Raw genomic sequence first — 23,090 nt, forward strand, 5'->3', positions numbered from 1 at the left:
ATTTAAACAGGGAGTGTGTATGATGAGCGAAGAAAAGAAACGCTTTATACAGGAATTCGTTCCAGGAAAACAAATTACACTTAGCCATTTGATTGCTAATCCTGATCCAGATATGTTTCAGAAGTTAGGTATACAGGAAGCTGGCGCCTTAGGTATTCTTACGTGTACACCAAGTGAAACAGTCATTATTGCAGGAGACTTGGCGACGAAAGCAGCGAATGTACGCATTGGATTTCTTGATCGATTTACAGGTAGCCTCGTCATTGTAGGCAGTGTCTCAGAAGTAGAGATGGCTATGCTTGAGATTAATCGTTTTTTATCGGAGAAGTTAAGTTATACACCATCTGAAATTACAAAATCATAAGGAGTGAGGACGATGCGAAACAAGGCAATGCTAATCGGTGCGGTACGAGCCGGAAAGTCTACATTAACGAATGCTTTATTGGGCCGAAAAGTAGAAGCTTTCAAAACGCAAACGCTCAGTTATTATGATTGGATTGTTGATACTCCGGGAGAATACACAGAAAATCCAATGTTCTACAAAAATATTATGGCTACCGCGCTTGAAGTGACGCACGTACTGTATTTGCAAGATGCAACGAGCGAAAAGATTATCTTTCCACCAGGTTTCAGCATGGGAATCCCAAAATTGCCGATTGGTGTCATCACCAAATGCGATCTCCCGGAAGCTGATATAGACCGTTCACTTGGCATGCTAAACACTGTCATGAGCGAAGGACCCATCGTCATGGTTTCTTCTGTAACGGGCATGGGAATCCGACATCTTAAGGAATTGACAAAGCTGAACGACCTTCAAGCGATGCGTCATTACGTCGAGTCAACAGCCGACGAGCACTTGATATTTCTAGGCTAATCTTCTTTACAGGTAGGTAGGAATTTGATATAGTAAATTTCATACAAGTAAATAAAAACGGCAAAGGCGCCTTTACATCCCGTGGGAAAATCCACGGGTTTGTAAAGGCGTCTTTTTTATATCAAAAGTGTAGGAGCTGGCGTCCGGAACTAGATGTAATCAAAAGCGCAGGACGCCGTCTAGCCCCGACAGGCGTTGGAGGTCTTGCCGACAAAGTGCGCACTATGCACTTTATCGGCAAGACCGAAACGACCCGAGGAGCTGGCGTCCGGAACTAGATGTAATCAAAAGCGTAGGACGCCGTCTAGCCCCGACAGGCGTTGGAGGTCTTGCCGACAAAGTGCGCACTATGCACTTTATCGGCAAGACCGAAACGACCCGAGGGGCTGGCGTCCGGAACTAGATGTAATCAAAAGCGCAGGACGCCGTCTAGCTCCAACAGGCTTAGAAGGAAGTAATCAGAAGGGGGATGTGGGAGTGAGCAATTTCAATAAGCACGAAACAATTATCAGTGCAGGAATTGATATTGGCACAAGCACGACGAAACTGATTATCAGTCGATTTTCCCTACGTAATGTGGCGGGCGCAACACATGTGCCAAGAATAGAAATTACAGACAAAGAAATACTATACAAAAGTCCGGTGTTTCGAACGCCATTGCAAGATGCAGTGACAATTGATGTAGCAGGTGTTCAACAGATTATACGCTCAGAATATAACAAAGCAGGAATCCAACCTTCTCAGATTGAAACAGGAGCTGTCATTATTACGGGTGAAACCGCTACCAAGCGAAATGCCAGTGAAATGTTACATCTTTTGTCTGATGAAGCAGGTGATTTTCTCGTAGCGACGGCAGGCCCTGACCTAGAAGGCATCATCGCAGCGAAAGGTTCAGGTAGCTATGAATGGTCTGGAAAAAGTGGCCAGGTAGTCGCCAATATAGACATTGGTGGAGGAACAGCTAATATTGCAGTGTTCAAAGACAAACAACTTCTTGGCACCTGCACGATGCATATCGGAGGCAGATTGATCGAATTTGAAAACGGCAAAGTCCGTACAATTTCACCGCCAGTCGCACGGTTATTGCAAGACCAAGGCTATTCGTTACAAGTCGGTGATCCCCAAAATGCACCAGCCGTTTCATTCGTAACAACGTATATGGCCGAAGCGGTGGCACGCATGTTGAAAAAAGAAGTCCATGCACAAGATCAAGTGCTGTTACTCGGTCATGAACCAAACTGGCTACAATCGGTCGATACGATTGTCTTTTCAGGTGGTATTTCCGAATGTATGTATCATCATGCGACTGACGAAGTCCAAGAAGCACAATACAACGATATTGGAATTCAACTCGCGGAAGCACTACTGCAAAACACATCACTGCAACACTTTACTTGGCAGGAGCCAGTAGAAACTGTACGAGCGACTGTATTGGGAGCTGGGACACAGACTACTGAAATTAGCGGGGCTACGATACAAGTTGCGCCACATGAGTTGCCATTAAAGAACATCCCGATTTACCAATATGATTTTGAAGAAAATCTCGAAACAGGACTACTCCACTTCGAAGATGCGGTACAGCAGGCAGTTACTTTATATGACTCTGCAAAGGAAGGGCAAAACTTTGCGCTCTATCTATCCAACCTTCCATATCTAGGATTTCGCGATGTGCAGAAGCTTGCCAAAGCAATTGTTCAAATTATGAACGAGCGGCCATGTCCGGAGCAACCGATTATTCTGGTCATTCAATCCGATCATGCTAAAGTGATTGGTCAAACATTAGCTGCGTTACACGTGAAACAAAGCATTATTTGTATAGATCAAATCAATGTGGAAACGGGTGATTACATCGATATCGGCAATGCGCTCACATCAGGCGTCGTACCGGTCGTCGTAAAAACCTTAACTTTTCACACAACGTAAAGGAGGTCTCGTACGTGAACTTATCCACTACACTAGGCGGCGAACGATATGTGTTCCATGACCTGAAAGAAGTACTAGCAAAAGCGAATGAAGAGAAATCTGGTGATCGCCTCGCAGGAATTGCAGCGGAAACGGTGCAAGAACGAATTGCTGCCAAAACCGTTGTCAGTGAGTTGCTTGTAAGTGATATCCGTAACAATCCACTGATTCCGATTGAAAGCGACGAAGTGTCACTTATTATTGAAAATGATATAAACGAGAAGGTTTACGGTGGAATTCAGAACTGGAGTATCGCCGAATTACGTGAATACATTTTGAGTAATGAAGTAGGAGACCGCGAATTAAAGCGTCTCAGCCGCGGATTGACTTCGGAAGTCATCGCAGCCGTCACAAAACTAATGTCCAATCTCGACTTAGTACACGCGGCCAATAAAATTGAAATCTTATCAACATGTAATATTACAATCGGTCAAAAAGGCACTTTGTCTTCCCGTTTGCAACCGAATCATCCGACAGACAATATTGATGGCATCATCACTTCGTTAAAAGAAGGCTTGTCTTACGGTATCGGCGATGCGGTAATTGGGATCAATCCCGTAGATGATTCCGTAGAGAGTGTAAAGCGTGTGTTGAATGCAACGAAAGATTTCATTGATGAATGGGAAATTCCGACGCAAAACTGTGTGCTCGCACACGTAACGACACAGATGAAAGCAATTGAACAAGGTGCGCCTGCGGATATGATTTTCCAAAGTATCGCGGGAACAGAAAAAGCTCATCGTTCATTTGGTATTTCAGCGGAATTAATTGCAGAAGCAAAAGATCTTTCACTGAAAATGGGGACGGGTACCGGCCCACAAACATTGTATTTCGAAACAGGGCAAGGGTCGGAACTATCCGCTGAAGCCCATTATGGCGTGGATCAAGTAACTATGGAAGCACGTAACTACGGTTTTGCACGACATTATGATCCGTACATCGTCAACACGGTTGTCGGATTTATCGGACCGGAATATTTATATAACAGCAAACAGGTAATCCGTGCTGGCCTTGAAGATCACTTCATGGGTAAGCTACACGGACTACCGATGGGTGTAGATATTTGTTATACGAACCATATTAAAGCGGATCAAAATGACATTGAAGATCTAAGTATCTTATTATCAGCGGCAGGTGTGAACTTCATCATCGCAGCTCCGATGGGCGATGACGTTATGCTGAATTACCAATCTATGAGCTACCATGACGTGGCGACGGTTCTTCGGACAATGGGCAAAACACCAGCGCCTGAATACTTGAAATGGCTTGAAAAGATGGGGATTTATGAAAATGGCATGCTGAGTAAACGTGCCGGGGATCTCACACTCTTCAATCGATAGGAGGTGGATGGACTTGAATGAGGAATTAATTCAGCAAATCACAAAAATGGTCGTGGAAAAACTGGAGGCTGCAAGTAGTAGTCAAACAGTACAGCAGCCAACAAACAAACAGAAAGTAGAGCTGTTTTCGAAGCAACCTATTGGACATGTGGAAGTGGAAAAAGTAAAAAGCTCGCCTAGTGGAGCGGTGACATTCCATAGTACGACAGAAGAGCTGAAGCGGAATGTTTCCACTGTAAAGCCAAAGCCAACGACGGCGTATGGTAAAACGAAGTCAAAACCCAAAATAGATTCTGAAGAAGATAAGCTAGCAGAATATCGCAAGAAAACACCCGCTAGGATAGGGGTTGGGCGAGCGGGTTCACGTCCGAGAACAAAGACGTGGCTACAGTTCCGACTGGATCATGCGGCAGCAGTCGACGCGGTCTACGGTGAAGTTCCGGATAACTTGCTTGAGCAGCTGGGGTTATTTCAAGTGCAATCCCGAGTAGCAGATAAAGAAGAATACATTCGACGCCCGGATCTGGGTAGAAAGCTTTCGGACGAGTCAAAGTCTCTGATCCAAGAGCGCTGTAAGAAATCACCCGTCGTACAGATCGTTGCATCAAATGGCCTGAGTGCGAAAGCAATTGAAGAAAATTTGGAAGACGTCTACTTGTCATTGGAACAATCACTTAACAACTTGAATATCGAGATGGGCACAACATTTTATGTCGATAAGGGGCGAGTTGCTGTGATGGATGACATCGGAGAACTATTGCAACCCGATGTTGTGGTCATGCTGATCGGTGAACGTCCAGGTCTAGTATCCGCAGAGTCGCTAAGTGCGTATATGTGTTATAAACCCAGACATGGCACGATTGAAGCAGATCGCATGGTCATCTCCAATATCCATAAAGGCGGAATTCCACCTGTTGAAGCAGGCGCATTCCTTGGAACGATTATTCAGAAAATCTTAAAATATGAAGCGAGCGGTGTATCGCTTGTTCAAAAAGAAAATTAAGGAAGGGGGAGGACAAATGAAAATCTATGCAGACATATTGTCGATGCAAGTTATTTCAAACGTCAGTCCGGAACTTGCTGAGAAGTATAAATTGAAGCCTAACCAGCGTAGCTTGGGTTTAGTGACGACGACAATTGATGACGTCGGCTATACAGCAATTGATGCAGCAACGAAGCATAGTGATGTGGAAGTGGTCTACGCAAAAAGCTTTTACGCGGGCTCATCCCATTCTTCTGGACCACTATCTGGTGAGTTTATTGGAATCATTGCGGGTTCGTCGCCGGAAGAAGTGAAAAGCGGTCTGGATTCAATTCGTATAACGATAGAGCATGAAGCCTATTTCGAAACGATTAACGGAAATCCAGATCATGTGTTATATGCGCATACTATCTCGAGCTGCGGAAGTTATTTAGCTGACATGGCGAATGTACCAGATGGACAGTCGTTGGCATACTTGATTGCACCACCTGTTGAAGCCGTTATCGGTTTGGATGCTGCTTTAAAAGCTGCAGACGTCACACTTTGTGTACTCTATTCACCTCCCTCCGAAACAAACTTTGGCGGAGGTCTGCTGACAGGTAGTCAATCTTCTTGCAAGGCAGCAGCCGATGCGTTCCGGGAAGCCATACAGAACATGGCGGATCATCCGTTAAGTTATTGATAGTTCAGCATGCAGAAAGGAGTGTTTTGATTTGGTTCAATTAGTGGATAATGATTTATTGGCTTTGCAACAAATGCGCACGGCCGTCCAAACTGCAAAAGAAGCACAAGAGAAATTCATGGGCTTTACTCAGCAACAAGTAGACAAGATTGTTAAAGCTGTAGCTGACGCGGCCTTTGAACAATCCGGTCGCCTCGCGCAAATGGCAGTAGATGAAACGGGTATGGGGGTAGCAGCTCATAAGAAAATCAAGAATGAAGTTGGCTCTCGTGATGTCTATGAAAGTATCAAGGACTTGAAAACAGTCGGTGTCATCAAAGAAGACCATTTGAATAAAGTGGTGGAAATCGCTGCTCCGTTCGGTGTAGTTGCCGCCATCATCCCGACGACTAATCCGACATCGACGGCATTCTTCAAAACATTGATTGCGTTGAAAACACGAAACTCTATTGTCGTGAGTCCTCACCCATATGCAGTTGAATGTACACATGAAGCATTAAAAGTATGTGATGCAGCAGCAGTTGCGGCAGGTGCCCCGGAAGGTTTGATCCAGTGTCTTACATTGGCTTCAATGGAGGCAACGCAGCAATTGATGTCGCATAAAGATGTCAATCTAATCATTGCAACAGGTGGTAGTGCACTAGTCAAAGCGGCGTATAGCTCAGGTAAACCGGCGTACGGCGTAGGTCCTGGTAATGTGCCAGTGTATATCGAACGGTCGGCGAAGATTGAAAAAGCGGTAAGAGATATTGTCGATAGTAAATCATTTGATTACGGTACAATTTGTGCAACAGAACAAGCAATTGTTGTCGATAAGCACGTCGTCGATCTCGTTACGCGTGAGTTGAAGAAAAACGGCGCATATATTTTATCAGATGAAGAGAAAAAGATTATGGAAGGTGTCATCTCCCCGGTGCCTGGTAAGGTGAATCCGAAAGTGGTTGGCAAGAGCCCGCAGTTCATCGCTAAAATGGCAGGTATTTCTTTACCGGAAGGCACTCGCTTAATTATCGGGATGGAAACAAAAGTGGGCAAGGATGTACCGTTTTCATTGGAGAAATTATCACCGATTTTCGCTATGTATATTGTCGATGGTGTGAAACATTCGAAAGAAGTTTGTCTTGACTTGCTGAATCTTGGTGGACGTGGACACAGCTTGGTGCTTCATACGGAAATCGATGCAGTCGCTCGTGAATTTGCTATGGAAATGCCAGTTTCACGTATTATGGTCAACACGATGTCGTCCATTGGAGCAGTTGGCGGTACGACAGGCTTAATGCCATCATTTACATTAGGATGCGGAACATTCGGCGGCAACATCACATCAGACAACGTTACAGCTAAGCATTTACTGAACATTAAGCGGATGGCATACGGCACGAAGGAAGTACAGTTACCGAAGCACTCAGAGCCAGTAGAAAGCTCGAACGATCAGCTTGTATCCAATGTGATGAACAATGTATCAGCTTCAACAAACAGCAACATTGATCCAGCATTAGTACAGAACTTAGTCAGTGAAATTGTTAAACAACTTTCAAAATAAAACACTATTAGGAGGAAATTATTATGAATAGAGAAGGTACAGCATTAGGAATGGTAGAAACTAAAGGATTAATCGGGGCAATTGAGGCTGCAGACGCAATGGTGAAAGCAGCAAGCGTAAACTTAGTAGGTAAAGTACATGTAGGCGGCGGAATTGTAACAGTTATGGTACGTGGCGATGTAGGCGCAGTAAAAGCAGCAACAGATGCAGGGGCAGCTTCTGCACAACGTGTAGGCGAATTACTATCTGTTCACGTTATCCCAAGACCACATAATGAATTAGAACTGATGTTACCAAAAAGCGAATAATCACTGCTGACATAGTAGAAAGGCGTGAACTAAATGAATCAGCAATTGATTGAGCAGATTGTCGGAGAGATCCTTGGACAGCTAGGGCAAAGTCCCGTTCAATTGCCGGAACGAGCGGTTCCCATTGCGGTTTCCGCCCGTCACGTACATTTACAGCCTGAACATGTGGAAGTATTATTTGGCGCAGGGTATGAATTGACACAGCGGTCCGAGCTCTCACAGCCGGGCCAATTCGCCGCGAATGAAACGGTGATGATTGCAGGACCTAAAAGCAGTATTGAACGCGTACGTATTTTAGGACCTGTCCGCAAAGCAACCCAAGTTGAGGTCAGCTTTACGGATGCTATGAAACTCGGCGTCAAGCCTCCGCTTCGGGAATCCGGCAATATTGAAGGATCTGCACCGATTACACTAATTGGACCAAAAGGTAGTGTGCATATAGACCAAGGATTGATAATTGCGCAGGCGCATATCCATATGGCACCTACAGATGCTACGCGCTTTGGCGTGGTAGACGGGGAATATGTCACAGTGGAAGCAGATGGAGTCCGATCTATTTCATTCCGCAATGTACGCATTCGGGTGAATGAGCGATATCGCCTTGAAATGCATATCGATACCGATGAAGCAAATGCAGGTTTCATTACACAGGGGTCGATTGGGCGTCTGGTGAAACCAAATGACGCAAAAGAAACGGTACCTATGCAAGCGACGACGGAAACAACGAAGTCACCTGATCCAGTAGTACGTATTCCAGAGGCGCTTGAATTCACCAAAAAACTTTTGTCGGCTGAAGACGTGGCTGATATTTCGGAAAAGGAAATTGTCGTCAATAAAGGCACAATTGTTACGGCACTAGCAAGAGATACAGCACGGGAACTCGGTAAAATGATAACTAGTAGAAAGTAGAAAAAGGTGATTACGCATGCGAATGGGTAGAGTGATTGGTAATGTATGGGCAACCCGTAAAGAGGATGGATTATCAGGACTTAAGCTATTAATCATCCAGCCAATTGATGCACACGGCAATAATATACAGTCGCATATGGTCGCGGCAGATCGAATTGGGGCAGGGGTTGGTGATGAGGTACTCATTACGAGTGGCGGTTCTTCACGCTTTATTTTACCAAAAGAAAACCCGATCCCAATCGACGCGGTCATTATTGGTATTATCGATTCAACAGAAGTAAAGAGAGGTGATATACATGAGTCAAGCGATCGGAATGATTGAGACAAAAGGATTGATAGGATCGATTGAAGCAGCAGACGCAATGGTAAAGGCATCTAATGTGGAGTTAGTATCACAGGAGATGGTGGATGGTGGTATCGTAACGGTCGTCGTTCAAGGTGATGTCGGAGCAGTTCAGGCAGCTGTGGATGCAGGTCGCGATGCAGCAGCGCGTGTTGGTGAATTGCTAGGTGCACATGTGATACCGCGTCCTGATGATTCAGTATATGGCATGGTGAAACCGCTAATGCCAACTACTCCAGAAATTCCTAAAGTAAAGAAAGCGATAGAAGCGAAGAAGGCACCGAAGAAAGACTGAAGGCGAATTACCTATGAGCATTTGCGAAGTTTTATTGGGCATAAACTCTTCGGTCATAATGAAATCTATAGAAAGGAGTGGTTTCCATGGCTTTCAAACGACATAAAATTGCAGTCATTGGAGCGGGTCATACGGGTGCGACTGCCGCATTGATGGCGGCGCAGAAAGAATTAGGCGACATCGTATTAGTCGATATTCCTGACCTCTCCAATCCTACCAAAGGTAAAGCACTCGATCTCCTTCAGACAAGTCCTGTGCAACAGTTCAATTCCCGCATCACAGGTACATCGAATTACGAGGATATTGAAGGCGCTGCAATGGTGATCATTACAGCAGGCGTCGCACGCAAACCAGGTATGAGTCGTGATGATTTAGTTGCGACCAATGCGAAGATTATGCGTTCTGTTTCTGAACAAGTGAAGCGTTACGCACCAGACAGCATTGTGCTGATTTTAAGTAACCCGGTAGATGCGATGACATATGTTTGCTATAAAACAACGGGCTTTCCTAAAAATCGTGTAATTGGACAATCAGGTGTGCTCGATACTGCCCGTTTCAATACGTTCATCTCGGAAGAATTGAATATTTCTGTAGAAGATATTTCGGGCTTTGTCCTTGGTGGACACGGCGATGATATGGTTCCACTTGTGCGTTATTCATACGCTGGGGGCATTCCGTTGGATAAAATCATTTCGAATGAACGATTGGAAGCAATTGTGGAGCGTACTCGAAAAGGCGGTGGCGAGATCGTCTCGTTGTTAGGTAATGGTAGCGCGTATTATGCACCTGCTGCGGCTTTGGTAGAGATGGCGGAAGCAATTATCAAAGATAAAAAACGAATTATGCCATCTATTGCTTATTTAGAAGGCGAATATGGATATCAAAATATCTATTTAGGCGTTCCTACTGTTTTGGGTGGCAATGGTATCGAGAGTGTAATCGAACTCCCGTTAACAGAGGAAGAACAAACAGCGCTCGATCAGTCAGCTGATTCTGTTAAAGCAGTGATCGAAATTTGCGAAAAGCAGTTGTCCTAATAACTACTGATCTCTCTAAGTCGTAAAGGGGACTTAGGGAGATATTTTTGTATAGGAAGAGGTTTTTTTGGCGCATTTTAGTCATTAAATGATAGAGAAGTCAAAGCTTATCTTAAAAGCTGACAAAAAGTTAATAAGGAATTACAACTTTTATATTTACTTTTATTTACTTGCATGGTACAATAAACAGAATTCACAGATTTATTAAACGTGCCTTTATTACACTAGTTCGGAAATATATAAAGAACTCATTTCCTTTCGCCTTTAAAATGTAAGCGCTATCAATAGGCCTTTTATTAATAAAAGCGAAGAAAATGTTCTTTTTTCCCCGACAAGGCATATACTATGAAAAATACAAATCCAGGAGGTAATTCTTATGCAAAACAACACCTATCAAAGCAATTCAGCACTACCAGAGCAAAACGAGACGTTCTATTTGATCACAGGTTACTCAGAGAATGGTTTCATCCATGGGATTACATGGGAAGAAGCGTATGTTCAAGGATTGGCGGAGTGCGGCTGTCTATGCGAACAACAACTCATGTAAGTAATGAAGAAAGCTCGATACAGGGTGCCTAGCAAAAAACGATTGTGGATGTACTCACAGTAGTTTTCTGCATAGGCACCCTGTTTAGTTATGTCTTCCTTCTTATTGAAAACAAACGCTACCACCCTCTATGTTATCCATGATAAAATGAAGTCAATCAAATAAATGAGTTTGCACGATGCGCTGGTACCTATCAAGGTATAAAAGGGAATCCGTAAACCGGAGCTGTCCCCGCAACTGTACACACGGACGACCGCTAGAATTAGCCACTATGGAGACATGGGAAGGCACTGGCGGAAGGATGAAGTGAAGCCAGGAGACCTGCCACGTATCGTCAAAGCGACACTTTCTTCGGGGGTTGAGGAGTGGAAGCAAAAAAGGTATCTGCATCTATACATTTTGTATAGAGTATATTCAAGTTGCCTAAATTTGTTTCCTCATTCACAACTATTGCAATCATCTTGCCGAAGAGGCGGAATGATTGTTTTTTGTTGTTTACGAAAGGAGACCGCGACATGAGATTATGTGAACAAAATGAGGAACGTATACACGAACGTGCACTGTTGCAGATATTGTATAAACAAGCAGAACAACAGCGTGGAAGACCAGTTTATTCAGGATTTCATCAAGTAGTAAGGAAACTGTTACAGGACGGGTTATACGGTCAATGGATCTATAACTATTCAGCAAGTGAAATCAAATGGCTTGGCTTGCAGATTGTAGCTGAACGCGACCGACTGATACCTTCTGCACAATTGCAGCAATATATGAATGAATTTGTAACATCTGATTATCATGATAAGCGGATAGGACTGCCTCAGGAAAGGCTTATGCTCATAGCAATGGGTGCAATGCAAAATGAAACAGTCCAGCGCTTGCAGAAAGTAAAGGAAGCATATTGGATGCTGAGCCATGGTTATGTGACTTTGCCAGCTGAGGTTATGTCATTCTTCGGTAAGACGTTCTATCAGCGAAAGACGAGAGTCCAGCAATATACAATGGATATCGCTGACGACAGAATAGCATCATTTTTATCAAGTAAGGTTAAAGAAAAGCATATACGTATACCCGATCATTTTATGGAACAAGTAAAAGCGTGCGGCTCTTGGTGTTTATTTGATGCTGAACAAGTAGAGCGTATTTTTGGATGTTCATTTGACAACTTCAACAGTGAAAGATTTTCCCACTCTGCTGATAGTTCCTCTATTGGGCATAAAAAAGTCTCTGCCATCGGATTGATGAAACGGCTGCTTGGAAGTGAAGGAATTGTTGTGCATTTTCCTAATAAAGAACGACAGGAAAAAGCAGTATTATGCTCGTATATTCAATTACCGTACGTACTGCAGGAAACGGAGTTGGCACGTACTTGTACCATACTTGTACGTTTACTGAACGGCATTGAAAGTATATGGGGACGTACTATACAAATTGAAGTGGCAGGATGGGAAACCGCTATAGCTGAACAGAAAATTGCTTTACATTCAGAGAGGGCCCTTCTGTTTATTGAAGAGGTAGCCCGAGAGATAAATCGTTCCTTGGAGGTGGCATCCTGTCGAAGCGGAATAAATACTCCTCTGCGCAAAGCGGCCTCGGTTATGCATCGTTCGATATACCAAGCGACAAAACAACAGCAAATCGCCATGATCGACCGAATAACTGCAGAACAGCGCCATACCGATCAAGGCGGATCGGTCACGCTAGAGAAGTCTGCAACCATTGAAACAGCAGAACTATTACAGCTGCTCATAAAGGCATGGAGCTGTGGAATTCCGGAAGTCCGACTTATCTGAATCACCTCTATTGTAGTGGAAACTGAAGTGGCGTAAACTAAGTATGACTAGCAGTTTTCATCCGAGGTGAGACAGGTGTTTCAATTTGATACATTAGGACATGAAATAGTAACTGAATTATCGAATCTGATACAGCAGCAAGTGATCTTAACAGATAGAAGAGGCTTCATTCAAGCGAGTACAGAACCGGATCGAATCAATCAGTTCCATGAAGGGGCACTGTTAAGTATGCGCCAGAAAACGATGCTCCGTATGGCAGACGAGGAAGCGGAGCATCTGCAAGGGGTCCGTAGAGGAATTGTCTTGCCGATCATTATTGAAGAAGAACCGATCGCCGTACTTGGCGTGACGGGTGATCCAGATGTGATTCATCCGCAGGCTCAGCTGATCTTACGCGTAGCGGAACTGTTCATCCAAGACACCCTGAAACGAAAGCAGAAGGATGAAAAAGTACGTGATGTGGAGTTCTTCGTCTTTGACTGGCTGACAGGATCAAAGAAAGATGAAAGATTTATGGAACGAGGGACACTGCTCGGAATCGACGTGACACTCTACAGTCAAGTGGTGGTTTTGGAAGTGCTGGATCTATTGGAACAGTTCTCCGTTGAGGAAATGGAGACATTTGAGTCGATTCAAAACATCCATCCTTCCATGAAGATGATCCGCTGGGCGCAAAATAAAATCTTATTATTATTACCTGAAATGAATCAGGAAACTGTAAAAAACGAGTTAGAGTTCCTATTGCTTCATATAAAGCGGCGCAAGAAAGTACAAGTCGTCGCAGGTATAGGTGCATCCACACGGTATTTCGACTTAGCTAAATCATTCGCCCAGGCAGAACGTGCAGTCCATGCTGCAAAGGAATCTGGAGATATTGTCTTTGAGCATGAACTGCGTCTTGAAATAATTTTGCAGAGCATTCCAGATTTGGTCAAGCAGGAATTCCTTAAGCGCACAGTTGCGCCACTGGAAGATCATAAAGACTTGCTGAATAATTTGACGGTATGGTTCGAAGAGAATCAGTCGATGCAAAATACCGCGAAACGTCTGCATATCCATAAAAATACATTGTCTTATCGTCTGCAAAAGGTCGAGCAGTTAACAGGACTATCTGTTTCTAGTACGCATGATGTCTTCTTACTATACTTGTCACTGCGTTTAATGGAAGAGCAGTCGTTTAGTAAGAAATAAGTGATCAATTGCTTCGCTTCCTATAGTGGAATCGGAGCTTTTTTTATTAGACGAGGAAACAGATTGTTTTTTTCAATTCTACGTCTTATTCATGGTAGGATTAAACTGCGTCTTATCCTAAGAGTGTCAGGAGGATTGTTTTGAATAGAATCCGAAACATCACAACATGGCAGTGGACCCTGTTTTTGATAATAGCACTTTGCTGTATTGGTTCCATTGCATTTGTAAATCAAAATCATTCATTTTATGACCGACCGATCGCTAAGGTGATCGATACAACATTAGAGGAAGAAACCGATGTAACAGATATGCATGGTAATGAAGACACACTATTTGTCCAGCAAATCGTAGCTAGGATCATGAACGGAGAAGAAAAAGGCCAAGAAGTCCAGTTGGCCAATGAGTATTCCTCTTCCGGGGCTTACGATCAGCAGTACCGTATAGGGAATGAAGTATTTGTCTCCATTGATTCTAATGCTGGAGAACAACTGATGGGAAGTATCACAGACGTAAAACGTGATACATATGTATTGATCGTTGCGTGGATCTTCGTCTTTACGCTATTAATTGTTGGGCATAAGCAAGGGTTATTAGCAATAGTAGGCTTTGTGATTAATGTCCTGGTACTATCATTCGCTTTAGATATTTATGTGAAATATTATGAGGTCAGTTTACTTGTAGTTTGCGGGATTTGTATCCTGCTATTCACAACGATTTCGCTCCTGCTAGTCAGTGGCCGCACTGAAAAAACGTATGCCGCGATTGTAGCTACGCTAGTCGCAACAGTCGTATCTCTTTCCATCACGTCTCTTGTCATCTGGATTACTTCAGGGAATGGTTTGCGTTATGAAGAAATGCAGTTTTTGACGCGTCCTTATCACACCATCTTCATGGCGGGGCTGTTTATTGGATCACTCGGGGCCATTATGGATGTGGCCATTACGATGTCGTCTTCGATGTTTGCATTATATGAAAGAGATCACACTATATCCGTTAAAGCGCTAAGAGCATCTGGCATAGATATTGGTAAAGACATTATGGGAACCATTACAAGCATTCTGTTTTTTGCATATATAAGTGGATCCATCCCCATGCTCATTCTCTATTTGAAAAACGCTTCTCCCGTAGGATTTGCACTTTCGATGAATCTGTCGTTGGAATTAGCGCGTGCTTTAGCTGGTGGGATTGGAATCGTCTTGACGATCCCGATTGGACTTTATACAGCCATCTTCTTCATTGAACGAAAGAGGGCAAGAATATGAATGTACTTGTATGGCTCGCGGTTATTTTACTCGTGTTAATGATCTGGGTAGGCGGAAAAAGTGGGGCAAGATCATTCATTTCGCTATTTTTTAATTTTGGTGTTGTCTTCTTCACGATGTTTTTTATGTTGGATCCAAATGCTAATCCTATTCTCATTACATTTATTGCTTGCATCGTTATTGGATGCGTTAGCTTGTTTTATATTAATGAGGTGAATAGTAAAACGGTAATGGCTTTTATCTCAACGATGATTACCATTAGTATATTATTGTTTTTCATTGTATTAGTATCCAAAAAACTAATGATTCAAGGATTTGGTGAAGAGGAAGAAGAAGCAATTGCAGGTATGTCTCTCTATATTGGTGTAGACTTCATAAAAATTGGCGCTTCCGTCATTATAATGAGTACTATTGGGGCGATCATGGACGTCGCCATATCGATCGCTACGACTATGCACGAAGTATTTAAGCATGCACCTAGTTTAAGTAAGAAGGAATTGTTTAAGTCTGGTGTCAGCATTGGACGAGATATTTTAGGAACCGATACCAATACATTGTTCTTCGCTTTCTTTGGTGGATATTTGGCATTGCTCATTTGGTTCAAGGATTTGCACTATTCCATTGGGGATATCGTCAATTCAAAGATATTCAGTTCAGAAATGATTTTGATACTTTGCGCGGGGCTTGGCATAGCGCTAGTTATACCGATTGCTTCTTGGATTAATGCATATTATTTAGTAAGGGCTAGAGAAAAGTTAAATAAAGTATAAAAAGAGGAGCAATAAATTGCTCCTCTTTTTGTGTTCTTCATTATTTTAATATAATAGAAGGAGCGAATAAAGACGCTTTCTATAGAAACTAGACGTTGACACAAAAAATAGAAGTGTTTCTCTATATATCATTGTGCTAAAGTCTATATGAATTAAACTGTCAGACTATTAGAATTATATGTACTAACAAAATGTTTCGAATAGATACTCTTTTGGAGCGGTAAGTATCTAGATGACTTTTGAAAAAAACTGGGGGGAACAACAAATGAAAATGAAGAAAAAGAGTGTATTAGGCGCAATTGGTTTATCTGCCATGCTGATGTTGGCAGCTTGTTCGTCAGACAAAGAAGAATCAACAGATGGTGCGGTTGAATCAGAAGGAAAATCATACGATCTGAAAATGTCTGTCACGGTTAATGATTCATCTACTTGGTATCAGGCCGCAGACAAGTTAGCACAGGACTTGAAAGAACAAACGGATGGTCGTATCAATATTGAAGTTTTCCCGAATGAACAACTATCAAATGGCGACCAAGGAAAAGGTGTAGAGCTTTTGACAAAAGGACAGACCGACTTGAGTCTTCACTCCACAATTATCTATTCGATCTTAGATGATCGCTTTGGTGTAGCGAGTGCACCGTTCCTATTTAAAGACAAAGACGGAGTAGACAAAGTATTTGATGGGGCGGGTGGAGAAGCACTCGCAGAAATTCTCAATGAAAAAAACGTAGAATTACTCGGATTCGGAGAGAATGGTTTCCGTCAGATTACAAACAGTAAAAAGGAAATTAAATCACCTGCAGACATGAAAGGCCTGAAAGTACGTATTCCTGGAATCACGATGTACACAGATTTGTACCGTGCACTAGGTGCCGATCCAACGACAATGGCGTTCTCTGAAGTCTTTACATCTCTTCAGCAAGGTACGATTGACGGTCAAGAAAACCCGATCGATGTTATTCACTCATCTAAGTTGAATGAAGTACAAGACTACTTAACGACTTGGAACTATTCCTATGATCCATTAGTACTAGGCATCAACAAGAAATTGTTTGATTCGATGAGTGAAGAAGATCAGGAGCTTGTGAAGAAGTTAGGTAAAGAGGCGGCAGAGTATCAAGTAGAAATGGCACGTGAAAAGGAAGAGAAACAAATCGGAGAGTTGAAGGATGCGGGCATGCAGTTCTACGCACCAACAGACGAAGAATTAGCTGAGTTTACAGAAGCAGTACAACCGGTTTATAAAAAGTATGAAGATATTTGGGGCAAGGATCTATTAGATAAGTTCCAAGACCAATAAGGACTGGAGGGTGGATGTATGGGAAAAATATTCAATAGGTTAGAAGAATGGATTGTTGTGATTGTGCTGTCCATCATGTCCACCATTGCATTCGTTAATGTGCTATCCAGAGGATTTGCCAATTATTCATTTTCTTTCACAGAAGAGATTACAGTCAATTTGTTTGTGATGTTAACATTTGTCGGAACCGCCATTGGTGTGCGTAAGTACGCACACCTTGGCTTTACTCTGATTTATGACAAGGGCAATCTGTTGCTGAAGAATATTATTACGATTTTGGTTGGATTGATGATGATGTTATTATTTTTTATTCTTTTATATTTTGGTTTGAAGATGGTGCAGTATCAGATGGATATGGGACAGAAAACGCCTTCGCTTGGTTGGCCGCAATGGTGGTTCTCAATGTCGATGCCAATCGGTGCCCTATTTTGTTTCATTCGCTCCATCCAAGTAACGATTGTTGAATTCCGACAGCAAAACGGGAAGGGAGAGCAGCTAATATGACAGCGATTATTTTATTCGGCGTATTTTTCATTTTAGTTATGCTTCGAATGCCAATTGCTGTGGCCTTAGCTATCTCATCCATTGTGGTGTTATTTACAGGCAGTGGATTGTTTGGTTTGGAATTGGTTGCAGATATCATGTATACGAGCGTAGCAAAATTCACGTTGCTTGCGATTCCGTTTTTCATCTTGGCGGGAGTCATTATGGAGCACGCGGGAATTTCCAAAAGACTGATTGATTTTGCGCAAGCATTGGTTGGTCATCGTAAAAGCGGAATTATTTTTGTAACCGTCATGACAGCAATTTTCTTCGCAGCAATTTCTGGCTCAGGTCCTGCAACGGTTGCCGCGATAGGTGGTATTTTAATTCCGGGTATGGTGAAGAACGGTTATAAAACGGAAACTGCGGCCGGTTTGGTAGCAAGTTCCGGAGCAATCGGTATCATCATTCCACCTAGTATTGCGTTTATCGTCTTTGCTGTAGTGGCGGGCGATCAGGTTCCGGTATCGATCGGAAGGATGTTCATGGCAGGGGTCATTCCTGGATTGCTATTGGGCGTTGGATTTATTATAGCTGCCTTGTTCGTTAGGTATCGACAGGAAAAACGTGAGGGTCCGATATCGCAACAGTACATAATGGAACCGGCAACAAGCGCGGAACGCTTTAAAGCCTTTGGAAATGCCATCTGGGGCTTATTAATTCCTGTTATTATTTTAGGTGGTATTTATGGTGGATACTTTACACCGACAGAGGCAGCGGTAGTGGCGGTATTTTATAGTCTGTTCATTGGATTTTTCATTTACCGCGAACTGACATTGAAGAAGCTATATGACATCTTAGTGGCAGCAGGAATTCAGACGGCAGTCGTCATGTTTATCGTTAGTGCGGCGAGTGTCTACGCATACATCATCACAACCGAGCAAATTGCTACACAGATTTCAGACGTGATGTTAAGTATTTCAGATAATAAAATTATAATCTTATTGCTAATCAATATCATTTTACTAATTGCCGGGATGTTTATCGACGCAATTTCTGCCTACTATATTTTCATTCCGATTTTATTGCCGATTGTGCTATTGTTCGATGTCGATCCAACAGTATTCGGTGTCTTTATGACAGTCAACTTAGCGATTGGCCTTTTCACTCCGCCAGTCGGTCTCAATTTATTCGTAGCCGCGGGCATATCGAATACTTCAATAGGGCAAATATCGAAAGGGGTTTTGCCTTTCGTTGTCTCCTCCATCATTATCTTGTTACTCATTACGTATATTCCACAGATCTCTACATTTTTACCAGATTTACTAAATATCAAGTAGATTGAGGAGGGTTGCTTATGAAACTGAAAGGACAGACGGCGATCGTCACAGGGGCTGCCAATGGTATTGGTGCCCAGACGGCCCTCCTTCTTTCACAACAAGGTGCCAATGTCGTACTGGTGGATTCAGCGAGTTGTGCCGGGACGTTGGAAGCCATTCAATCATTTAGGGACAAAGCGGTTTATTTAGAATGCTTGGGCGAAGTTCGTGATAAAGAATTTGTGAACGCGGCAATCGCTAGAGCATCGGATGCCTTTGGAGAATTACATATCTTAGTGAACAATATGTGTAGATGTACTACCCATAATGAAAACCAGTCGTCTGTTGATCATTGGGAACTGGAAGCAGATTCGACTGCGCAAGCAACTTCTTTATTTATTCAAGGAGTATCACCGTATATGGTGGAGCAGAAGTATGGTCGTATCATTAACATCAGTTCGATTTCAAGTTCCGATAAAGAACGAATGTTCACATCTTCTAAGGATTCAGTTAGTAAATTGACCAAGCAGACCGCTAAAGAACTTCGTGAGTATGGAATCACTTGTAATTCAGTTGCACCTGTAGTTATGACCAATTTGGACAAGGCGACAATCCATCAAACAGGCACAGTGGCGAGTATCGCAGAAGCCGTTCTGTACTTTGCCTCATCTGAATCTAACTATACGACAGGACAAGTGCTGAAAATGGATGGAGGGTTTTGTATTGAATCACCCAATTGAAGCGGTATATGACGAGAAAACGAATCGAATTACCGGACGTTTGAAGAAAGGTACCGATCTATTTGAAGGTATTCTCGCAGTGTGTAAGCAGCATCATGTCGAAGCAGCTCAATTTCAATGTATAGGCTCTCTTGCGTATGCGACCATTGTACAACCCCAGCAAAATCCGGATAAAAGTTTACAGTATTCCGAACGGCTTGTCTCAGACACCCCCGTCGAACTACTTTCAGGTTCAGGATTTGTTGGCTACGATGAAGAAGAACAGTTGGATATTCACTTCCATGGACTGTATATAGACTGCAATAAACAAATGAATGGCGGTCATTTTCTTAGAGGAGAAAATCCTGTGGCGATTACAGTAGAATTCATTATATTCCCGGTATCTAATACACGTGTTCATAGAATGCCAGATGAATATTCAGGTATCCCCTTATTTCATTTTACGAAAAGGAGTGAGTGACGTTGGAGACAATCGGTAAACTAGCAATGAAGTCAGCCACAGCGTATCCGAATAAAATCGCTGTGAAAGATGAAATACGCTCACTTACGTTTCATGAACTGATGCAACGAGCACTTGCGCTGACAGCATACTTCAAGAAGGTGGGTCTTGAAAAGGGAGACCGATTCGCCGTTCTATCGTCGAATCGCCTGGAACATATTGAGCTTGACGTAGCGGCCGCAATCTCAGGTGTCATCAAAGTACCGTTAAACTATCGGCTTCATCCGAAAGAGCATGAGTATATGCTGGACGATGCTGATGTTCAGTTGATCATTGGTGAATCAGAGTTAATAAAACCAATCGATACAGTCATCCAAGCGCTAACAATCGGCGAGCAGTATGAACAAGTGATTGAACAAAATAGGGGGGCTACATGTACAACAGAGATTGTGGAAGAGGATATTTTTGCGATTATGTATACATCCGGTACGACAGGAAATCCAAAAGGTGTGATGTTGAGTCATCGCAACATCATTTCGGGAGCTTTGTCACTAGCGCTTGCTTGTGAGACCGATTACGACGATGTGATAGGTCATGTTGCACCATTGACACACGGCAGTAACTTCCTGTCGCATGTAGCGTGGCTGTATGGATTAACGCAAGTTGTATTCAATAAGTTTGAGCCTGAAGAATTCGTTCATAATTTAACGAAAGAAAAAGTCACTGTTATTTTCCTTGTACCTACAATGGTTAATTTAATGATCCAGCATCCGAAATTTGATCCGAAGAATTTATCTACAATTAAGACGATTAATATGGCCGGTTCATCGATTGCTGCAAGTAAGCTCGAGCAAGCACTCGCTCTGACAGGGCCGATATTTGCACAGACATTCGGTCAAGTTGAGGCGCCGATGTGTATTACGATGATGCCGAAACGCGAACTTGGCGATCATCTGGAATCCTGTGGGCGTGTCGGACCTTTTGTTGATGTAAAGATTGTCGATGCGCAAGGGGCTGAACTGCCGGCAGGTGAAGTTGGAGAAATCGTTTGTAAAGGCTCCCTTGTCATGAAAGGTTACTGGAATAACGAACAGGCGACAAATGAAACGTTACGTGACGGCTGGTTACAAACTGGTGATCTCGGTTGGAAAAGTGAGGCGGGCTATGTGCATATCGTGGACCGCAAAAAAGACGTCATTATTTCAGGAGGCGTCAATATTTATCCGAGGGAAGTGGAAGAAGTCCTCAATAAGCATGACGGGGTAAAAGAGACATGCGTTATCGGTGTACCTGACGATAAGTGGGGAGAAAATGTCATTGCATATGTCGTTCCGAACGGTACTAAGCCCGTGATGAAAGAAGAATTACTTCAATTATGTCTAGACCATATGGCGAGCTTCAAAAAACCGAAAGAGATGTATATTGTAGATGAACTACCGAAAAGCTCGTACGGTAAAATCTTAAAACGGGAATTACGCAATCAGCATGTGGAGGTGCAGTCTTGACGAATGTCTATATCGAAGGAATTGGCATGACGAAGTTCGGGAAATTTGTCGACAAGTCTATGAAGCAGTTGTTAGTTGAAGCGTCGATAGAAGCACTTGAAGATGCAGGAAATCCAAAAGTTGATGCGGTGTTTGTCGGCAACTTTATGGGTGGCTCGATCGGTAATCAAGAAATCCTCGGCGCCTTAGTTGCCAATGAACTAGGACTCGGCTATATCCCGACAGCCAAAGTAGAAGGTGCTTGTGCATCAGGGGGGATTGCGCTTCGTCAAGGAATCATGGGAATTTTAAGTGGCGAATACGATACGGTCTTAATAGCGGGTGTGGAGAAGATGAAACATGCTTCGACTGCTGACGTTACACAGGCGATCAATGCCGCAATGGATAACGATTCCAATGAAAAGCAGGCAGGTCTCACATTCCCTGGATTCTTTGGCGTACTCGCGAACCGTTACTTCTATGAAACGGACGCTACGAAAGAGCATTTGGCGATGATTGCGTTGAAGAATCGTGAAAATGCTTTACATAATCCTTTGGCGCAATTCCAGAAGCCAACGACGATGGAAGAGATTATAGAGGCACGTATTATTACGTCTCCACTCGGCTTATTTGATTGTTCGCCAACAACGGATGGGGCGGCAGCATTGGTCATTACGCGAAAAAAAGGTGCTATCCATATCCGTTCATCTGCACAAAGTTCAGGACCTACACAAATGCAAGACGCGGACGATTTACTTTCATTGCCCGCAGTACGAGAGTCAGGTCGCTTGGCATATGAAAAAGCAGGCGTCGGCCCGGAAGATATCGACGTCGTGGAAATTCATGACTGTTTCTCAATGACGGAAATGCTTGCGATTGAGGAGTTAGGCTTTTTCAATAAACGAGAAGGTTGGCTTGCGGTGGAACAAGGTCGAACGAAGGCGACTGGCGATAAACCAGTGAACACGAGTGGGGGATTATTGTCACGCGGTCACCCAATCGGTGCAACCGGTGTTGCGCAAATGTATCAGCTCGTCCAACAACTTCGCGGTACTGCACCAAATCAAGTAGAACATGCCCGACTCGCTTTGGCACAAAACTTGGGTGGAACAGGTTCGTACTCCACTGTTCATATTCTAGAAAGGTTGTGAAGAGATGAAAGTCTATCAATGCGATCAGTGTGAATATGCTAGTGTCTCGAATAAATACCGTTGTCCGAGTTGCGGAACAGGCAAGTTGCAAGAGCAAGACGTGTCATCGAAAGGTACGGTCTATAGTTACACAGATATCCATATTGCACCTGCTGAATTTGCTCATCTTGCTCCTTACACAGTGGCACTTATTCAGTTAGATGAATCCAAAGCTAAGGTTACGGTAAGAACGGATGGAAATGTTGAGATTGGCGACGTGGCGGAATTGGATTATGTAGAGGATGGGGCGTATATATATCGGAAATGCTGATTGATCAGTGAGGTTTTTATGCTGAACGC

25 protein-coding genes and 1 riboswitch are annotated in these 23,090 nt (G+C 43.2%); all 25 genes read left to right on the forward strand.

All coding sequences use genetic code 11. The features are described 5' to 3' along the window. Window positions 1–22: 22 nt before the first annotated feature. On the forward strand, window positions 23–364 hold the full coding sequence (gene eutS, locus CSV74_RS06715; protein ID WP_029053421.1) for an ethanolamine utilization microcompartment protein EutS: 342 nt from the start codon (window positions 23–25) through the stop codon (window positions 362–364). 12 nt (window positions 365–376) lie between these two features. After that, a complete protein-coding gene (locus tag CSV74_RS06720; RefSeq protein WP_029053420.1) occupies window positions 377–874 on the forward strand; it encodes a EutP/PduV family microcompartment system protein in 498 nt (165 codons plus the stop codon). A gap of 477 nt (window positions 875–1,351) precedes the next feature. Beyond that, window positions 1,352–2,797 carry an ethanolamine ammonia-lyase reactivating factor EutA gene (locus CSV74_RS06725; protein ID WP_199170324.1) on the forward strand — a complete coding sequence of 482 codons (1,446 nt, stop codon included), beginning with the start codon at window positions 1,352–1,354 and terminating at the stop codon, window positions 2,795–2,797. A gap of 14 nt (window positions 2,798–2,811) precedes the next feature. Beyond that, on the forward strand, window positions 2,812–4,176 hold the full coding sequence (locus CSV74_RS06730) for an ethanolamine ammonia-lyase subunit EutB (protein WP_099670717.1): 1,365 nt from the start codon (window positions 2,812–2,814) through the stop codon (window positions 4,174–4,176). Between the two features lie 7 nt (window positions 4,177–4,183). Next, complete coding sequence (eutC, locus tag CSV74_RS06735) at window positions 4,184–5,179, forward strand: ethanolamine ammonia-lyase subunit EutC (RefSeq protein WP_369823696.1); 996 nt, start codon at window positions 4,184–4,186, stop codon at window positions 5,177–5,179. 16 nt (window positions 5,180–5,195) lie between these two features. Next, window positions 5,196–5,840: an ethanolamine utilization microcompartment protein EutL gene (gene eutL / locus CSV74_RS06740; protein WP_233190816.1), complete on the forward strand. Its 645-nt coding sequence runs from the start codon at window positions 5,196–5,198 to the stop codon at window positions 5,838–5,840. Window positions 5,841–5,913: 73 nt separating this feature from the next. Beyond that, window positions 5,914–7,383 carry an aldehyde dehydrogenase family protein gene (locus CSV74_RS06745; RefSeq protein ID WP_233190830.1) on the forward strand — a complete coding sequence of 490 codons (1,470 nt, stop codon included), beginning with the start codon at window positions 5,914–5,916 and terminating at the stop codon, window positions 7,381–7,383. Between the two features lie 23 nt (window positions 7,384–7,406). Next, complete coding sequence (locus CSV74_RS06750) at window positions 7,407–7,691, forward strand: BMC domain-containing protein (protein WP_029053414.1); 285 nt, start codon at window positions 7,407–7,409, stop codon at window positions 7,689–7,691. Window positions 7,692–7,724: 33 nt separating this feature from the next. Beyond that, the gene (gene pduL, locus CSV74_RS06755; protein ID WP_099691076.1) at window positions 7,725–8,600 is read left to right on the forward strand and encodes a phosphate propanoyltransferase; all 876 of its coding nucleotides are present in this window, start codon (window positions 7,725–7,727) and stop codon (window positions 8,598–8,600) included. A 16-nt stretch (window positions 8,601–8,616) separates the two neighbouring features. Continuing rightward, complete coding sequence (locus tag CSV74_RS06760; protein ID WP_029053412.1) at window positions 8,617–8,922, forward strand: EutN/CcmL family microcompartment protein; 306 nt, start codon at window positions 8,617–8,619, stop codon at window positions 8,920–8,922. Then, the gene (locus tag CSV74_RS06765; protein WP_099691077.1) at window positions 8,897–9,238 is read left to right on the forward strand and encodes a BMC domain-containing protein; all 342 of its coding nucleotides are present in this window, start codon (window positions 8,897–8,899) and stop codon (window positions 9,236–9,238) included. The genes CSV74_RS06760 and CSV74_RS06765 overlap by 26 nt, the downstream gene beginning before the upstream one ends. Before the next feature lie 86 nt (window positions 9,239–9,324). Continuing rightward, window positions 9,325–10,275: a malate dehydrogenase gene (gene mdh / locus CSV74_RS06770; RefSeq protein WP_029053410.1), complete on the forward strand. Its 951-nt coding sequence runs from the start codon at window positions 9,325–9,327 to the stop codon at window positions 10,273–10,275. A 376-nt stretch (window positions 10,276–10,651) separates the two neighbouring features. Then, the gene (locus CSV74_RS16615; RefSeq protein ID WP_158231762.1) at window positions 10,652–10,822 is read left to right on the forward strand and encodes a hypothetical protein; all 171 of its coding nucleotides are present in this window, start codon (window positions 10,652–10,654) and stop codon (window positions 10,820–10,822) included. A 166-nt stretch (window positions 10,823–10,988) separates the two neighbouring features. Then, window positions 10,989–11,165: riboswitch (cobalamin riboswitch) on the forward strand. Between the two features lie 172 nt (window positions 11,166–11,337). Further along, window positions 11,338–12,612 carry a ribonucleotide reductase N-terminal alpha domain-containing protein gene (locus CSV74_RS06775; protein ID WP_099691078.1) on the forward strand — a complete coding sequence of 425 codons (1,275 nt, stop codon included), beginning with the start codon at window positions 11,338–11,340 and terminating at the stop codon, window positions 12,610–12,612. Window positions 12,613–12,687: 75 nt separating this feature from the next. Beyond that, window positions 12,688–13,803 carry a CdaR family transcriptional regulator gene (locus CSV74_RS06780; RefSeq protein WP_158231763.1) on the forward strand — a complete coding sequence of 372 codons (1,116 nt, stop codon included), beginning with the start codon at window positions 12,688–12,690 and terminating at the stop codon, window positions 13,801–13,803. 134 nt (window positions 13,804–13,937) lie between these two features. Further along, entirely contained in the window at window positions 13,938–15,065 is a 1,128-nt protein-coding gene (locus CSV74_RS06785; RefSeq protein WP_369823699.1) for a YibE/F family protein, read from the forward strand. After that, window positions 15,062–15,835, forward strand: coding sequence for a YibE/F family protein (locus CSV74_RS06790; RefSeq protein WP_099691081.1), 774 nt, complete (start codon window positions 15,062–15,064; stop codon window positions 15,833–15,835). The genes CSV74_RS06785 and CSV74_RS06790 overlap by 4 nt, the downstream gene beginning before the upstream one ends. Before the next feature lie 265 nt (window positions 15,836–16,100). Next, complete coding sequence (locus tag CSV74_RS06795; RefSeq protein WP_099691082.1) at window positions 16,101–17,135, forward strand: DctP family TRAP transporter solute-binding subunit; 1,035 nt, start codon at window positions 16,101–16,103, stop codon at window positions 17,133–17,135. Window positions 17,136–17,153: 18 nt separating this feature from the next. Next, window positions 17,154–17,639, forward strand: a complete 486-nt coding sequence (locus CSV74_RS06800) for a TRAP transporter small permease (protein WP_029053404.1) — start codon at window positions 17,154–17,156, stop codon at window positions 17,637–17,639. Next, entirely contained in the window at window positions 17,636–18,958 is a 1,323-nt protein-coding gene (locus CSV74_RS06805; RefSeq protein WP_099691083.1) for a TRAP transporter large permease, read from the forward strand. The genes CSV74_RS06800 and CSV74_RS06805 overlap by 4 nt, the downstream gene beginning before the upstream one ends. A gap of 17 nt (window positions 18,959–18,975) precedes the next feature. Then, window positions 18,976–19,677 (forward strand): SDR family NAD(P)-dependent oxidoreductase, encoded by a 702-nt coding sequence (locus CSV74_RS06810; RefSeq protein ID WP_199170325.1) that lies wholly within the window; start codon window positions 18,976–18,978, stop codon window positions 19,675–19,677. Beyond that, window positions 19,661–20,137, forward strand: coding sequence for a PPC domain-containing DNA-binding protein (locus CSV74_RS06815; RefSeq protein WP_099691085.1), 477 nt, complete (start codon window positions 19,661–19,663; stop codon window positions 20,135–20,137). The genes CSV74_RS06810 and CSV74_RS06815 overlap by 17 nt, the downstream gene beginning before the upstream one ends. Window positions 20,138–20,139: 2 nt before the next feature. Beyond that, window positions 20,140–21,621: a class I adenylate-forming enzyme family protein gene (locus CSV74_RS06820; RefSeq protein WP_099691086.1), complete on the forward strand. Its 1,482-nt coding sequence runs from the start codon at window positions 20,140–20,142 to the stop codon at window positions 21,619–21,621. Then, complete coding sequence (locus CSV74_RS06825; protein WP_099691087.1) at window positions 21,618–22,751, forward strand: thiolase C-terminal domain-containing protein; 1,134 nt, start codon at window positions 21,618–21,620, stop codon at window positions 22,749–22,751. The genes CSV74_RS06820 and CSV74_RS06825 overlap by 4 nt, the downstream gene beginning before the upstream one ends. A 4-nt stretch (window positions 22,752–22,755) precedes the next feature. Continuing rightward, window positions 22,756–23,061, forward strand: a complete 306-nt coding sequence (locus CSV74_RS06830) for a Zn-ribbon domain-containing OB-fold protein (RefSeq protein WP_099691088.1) — start codon at window positions 22,756–22,758, stop codon at window positions 23,059–23,061. Window positions 23,062–23,090 lie beyond the last annotated feature (29 nt).

The sequence above is a fragment of the Sporosarcina sp. P19 genome, from assembly GCF_002743165.1.
Classification (GTDB): Bacteria; Bacillota; Bacilli; order Bacillales_A; family Planococcaceae; genus Sporosarcina; species Sporosarcina ureae.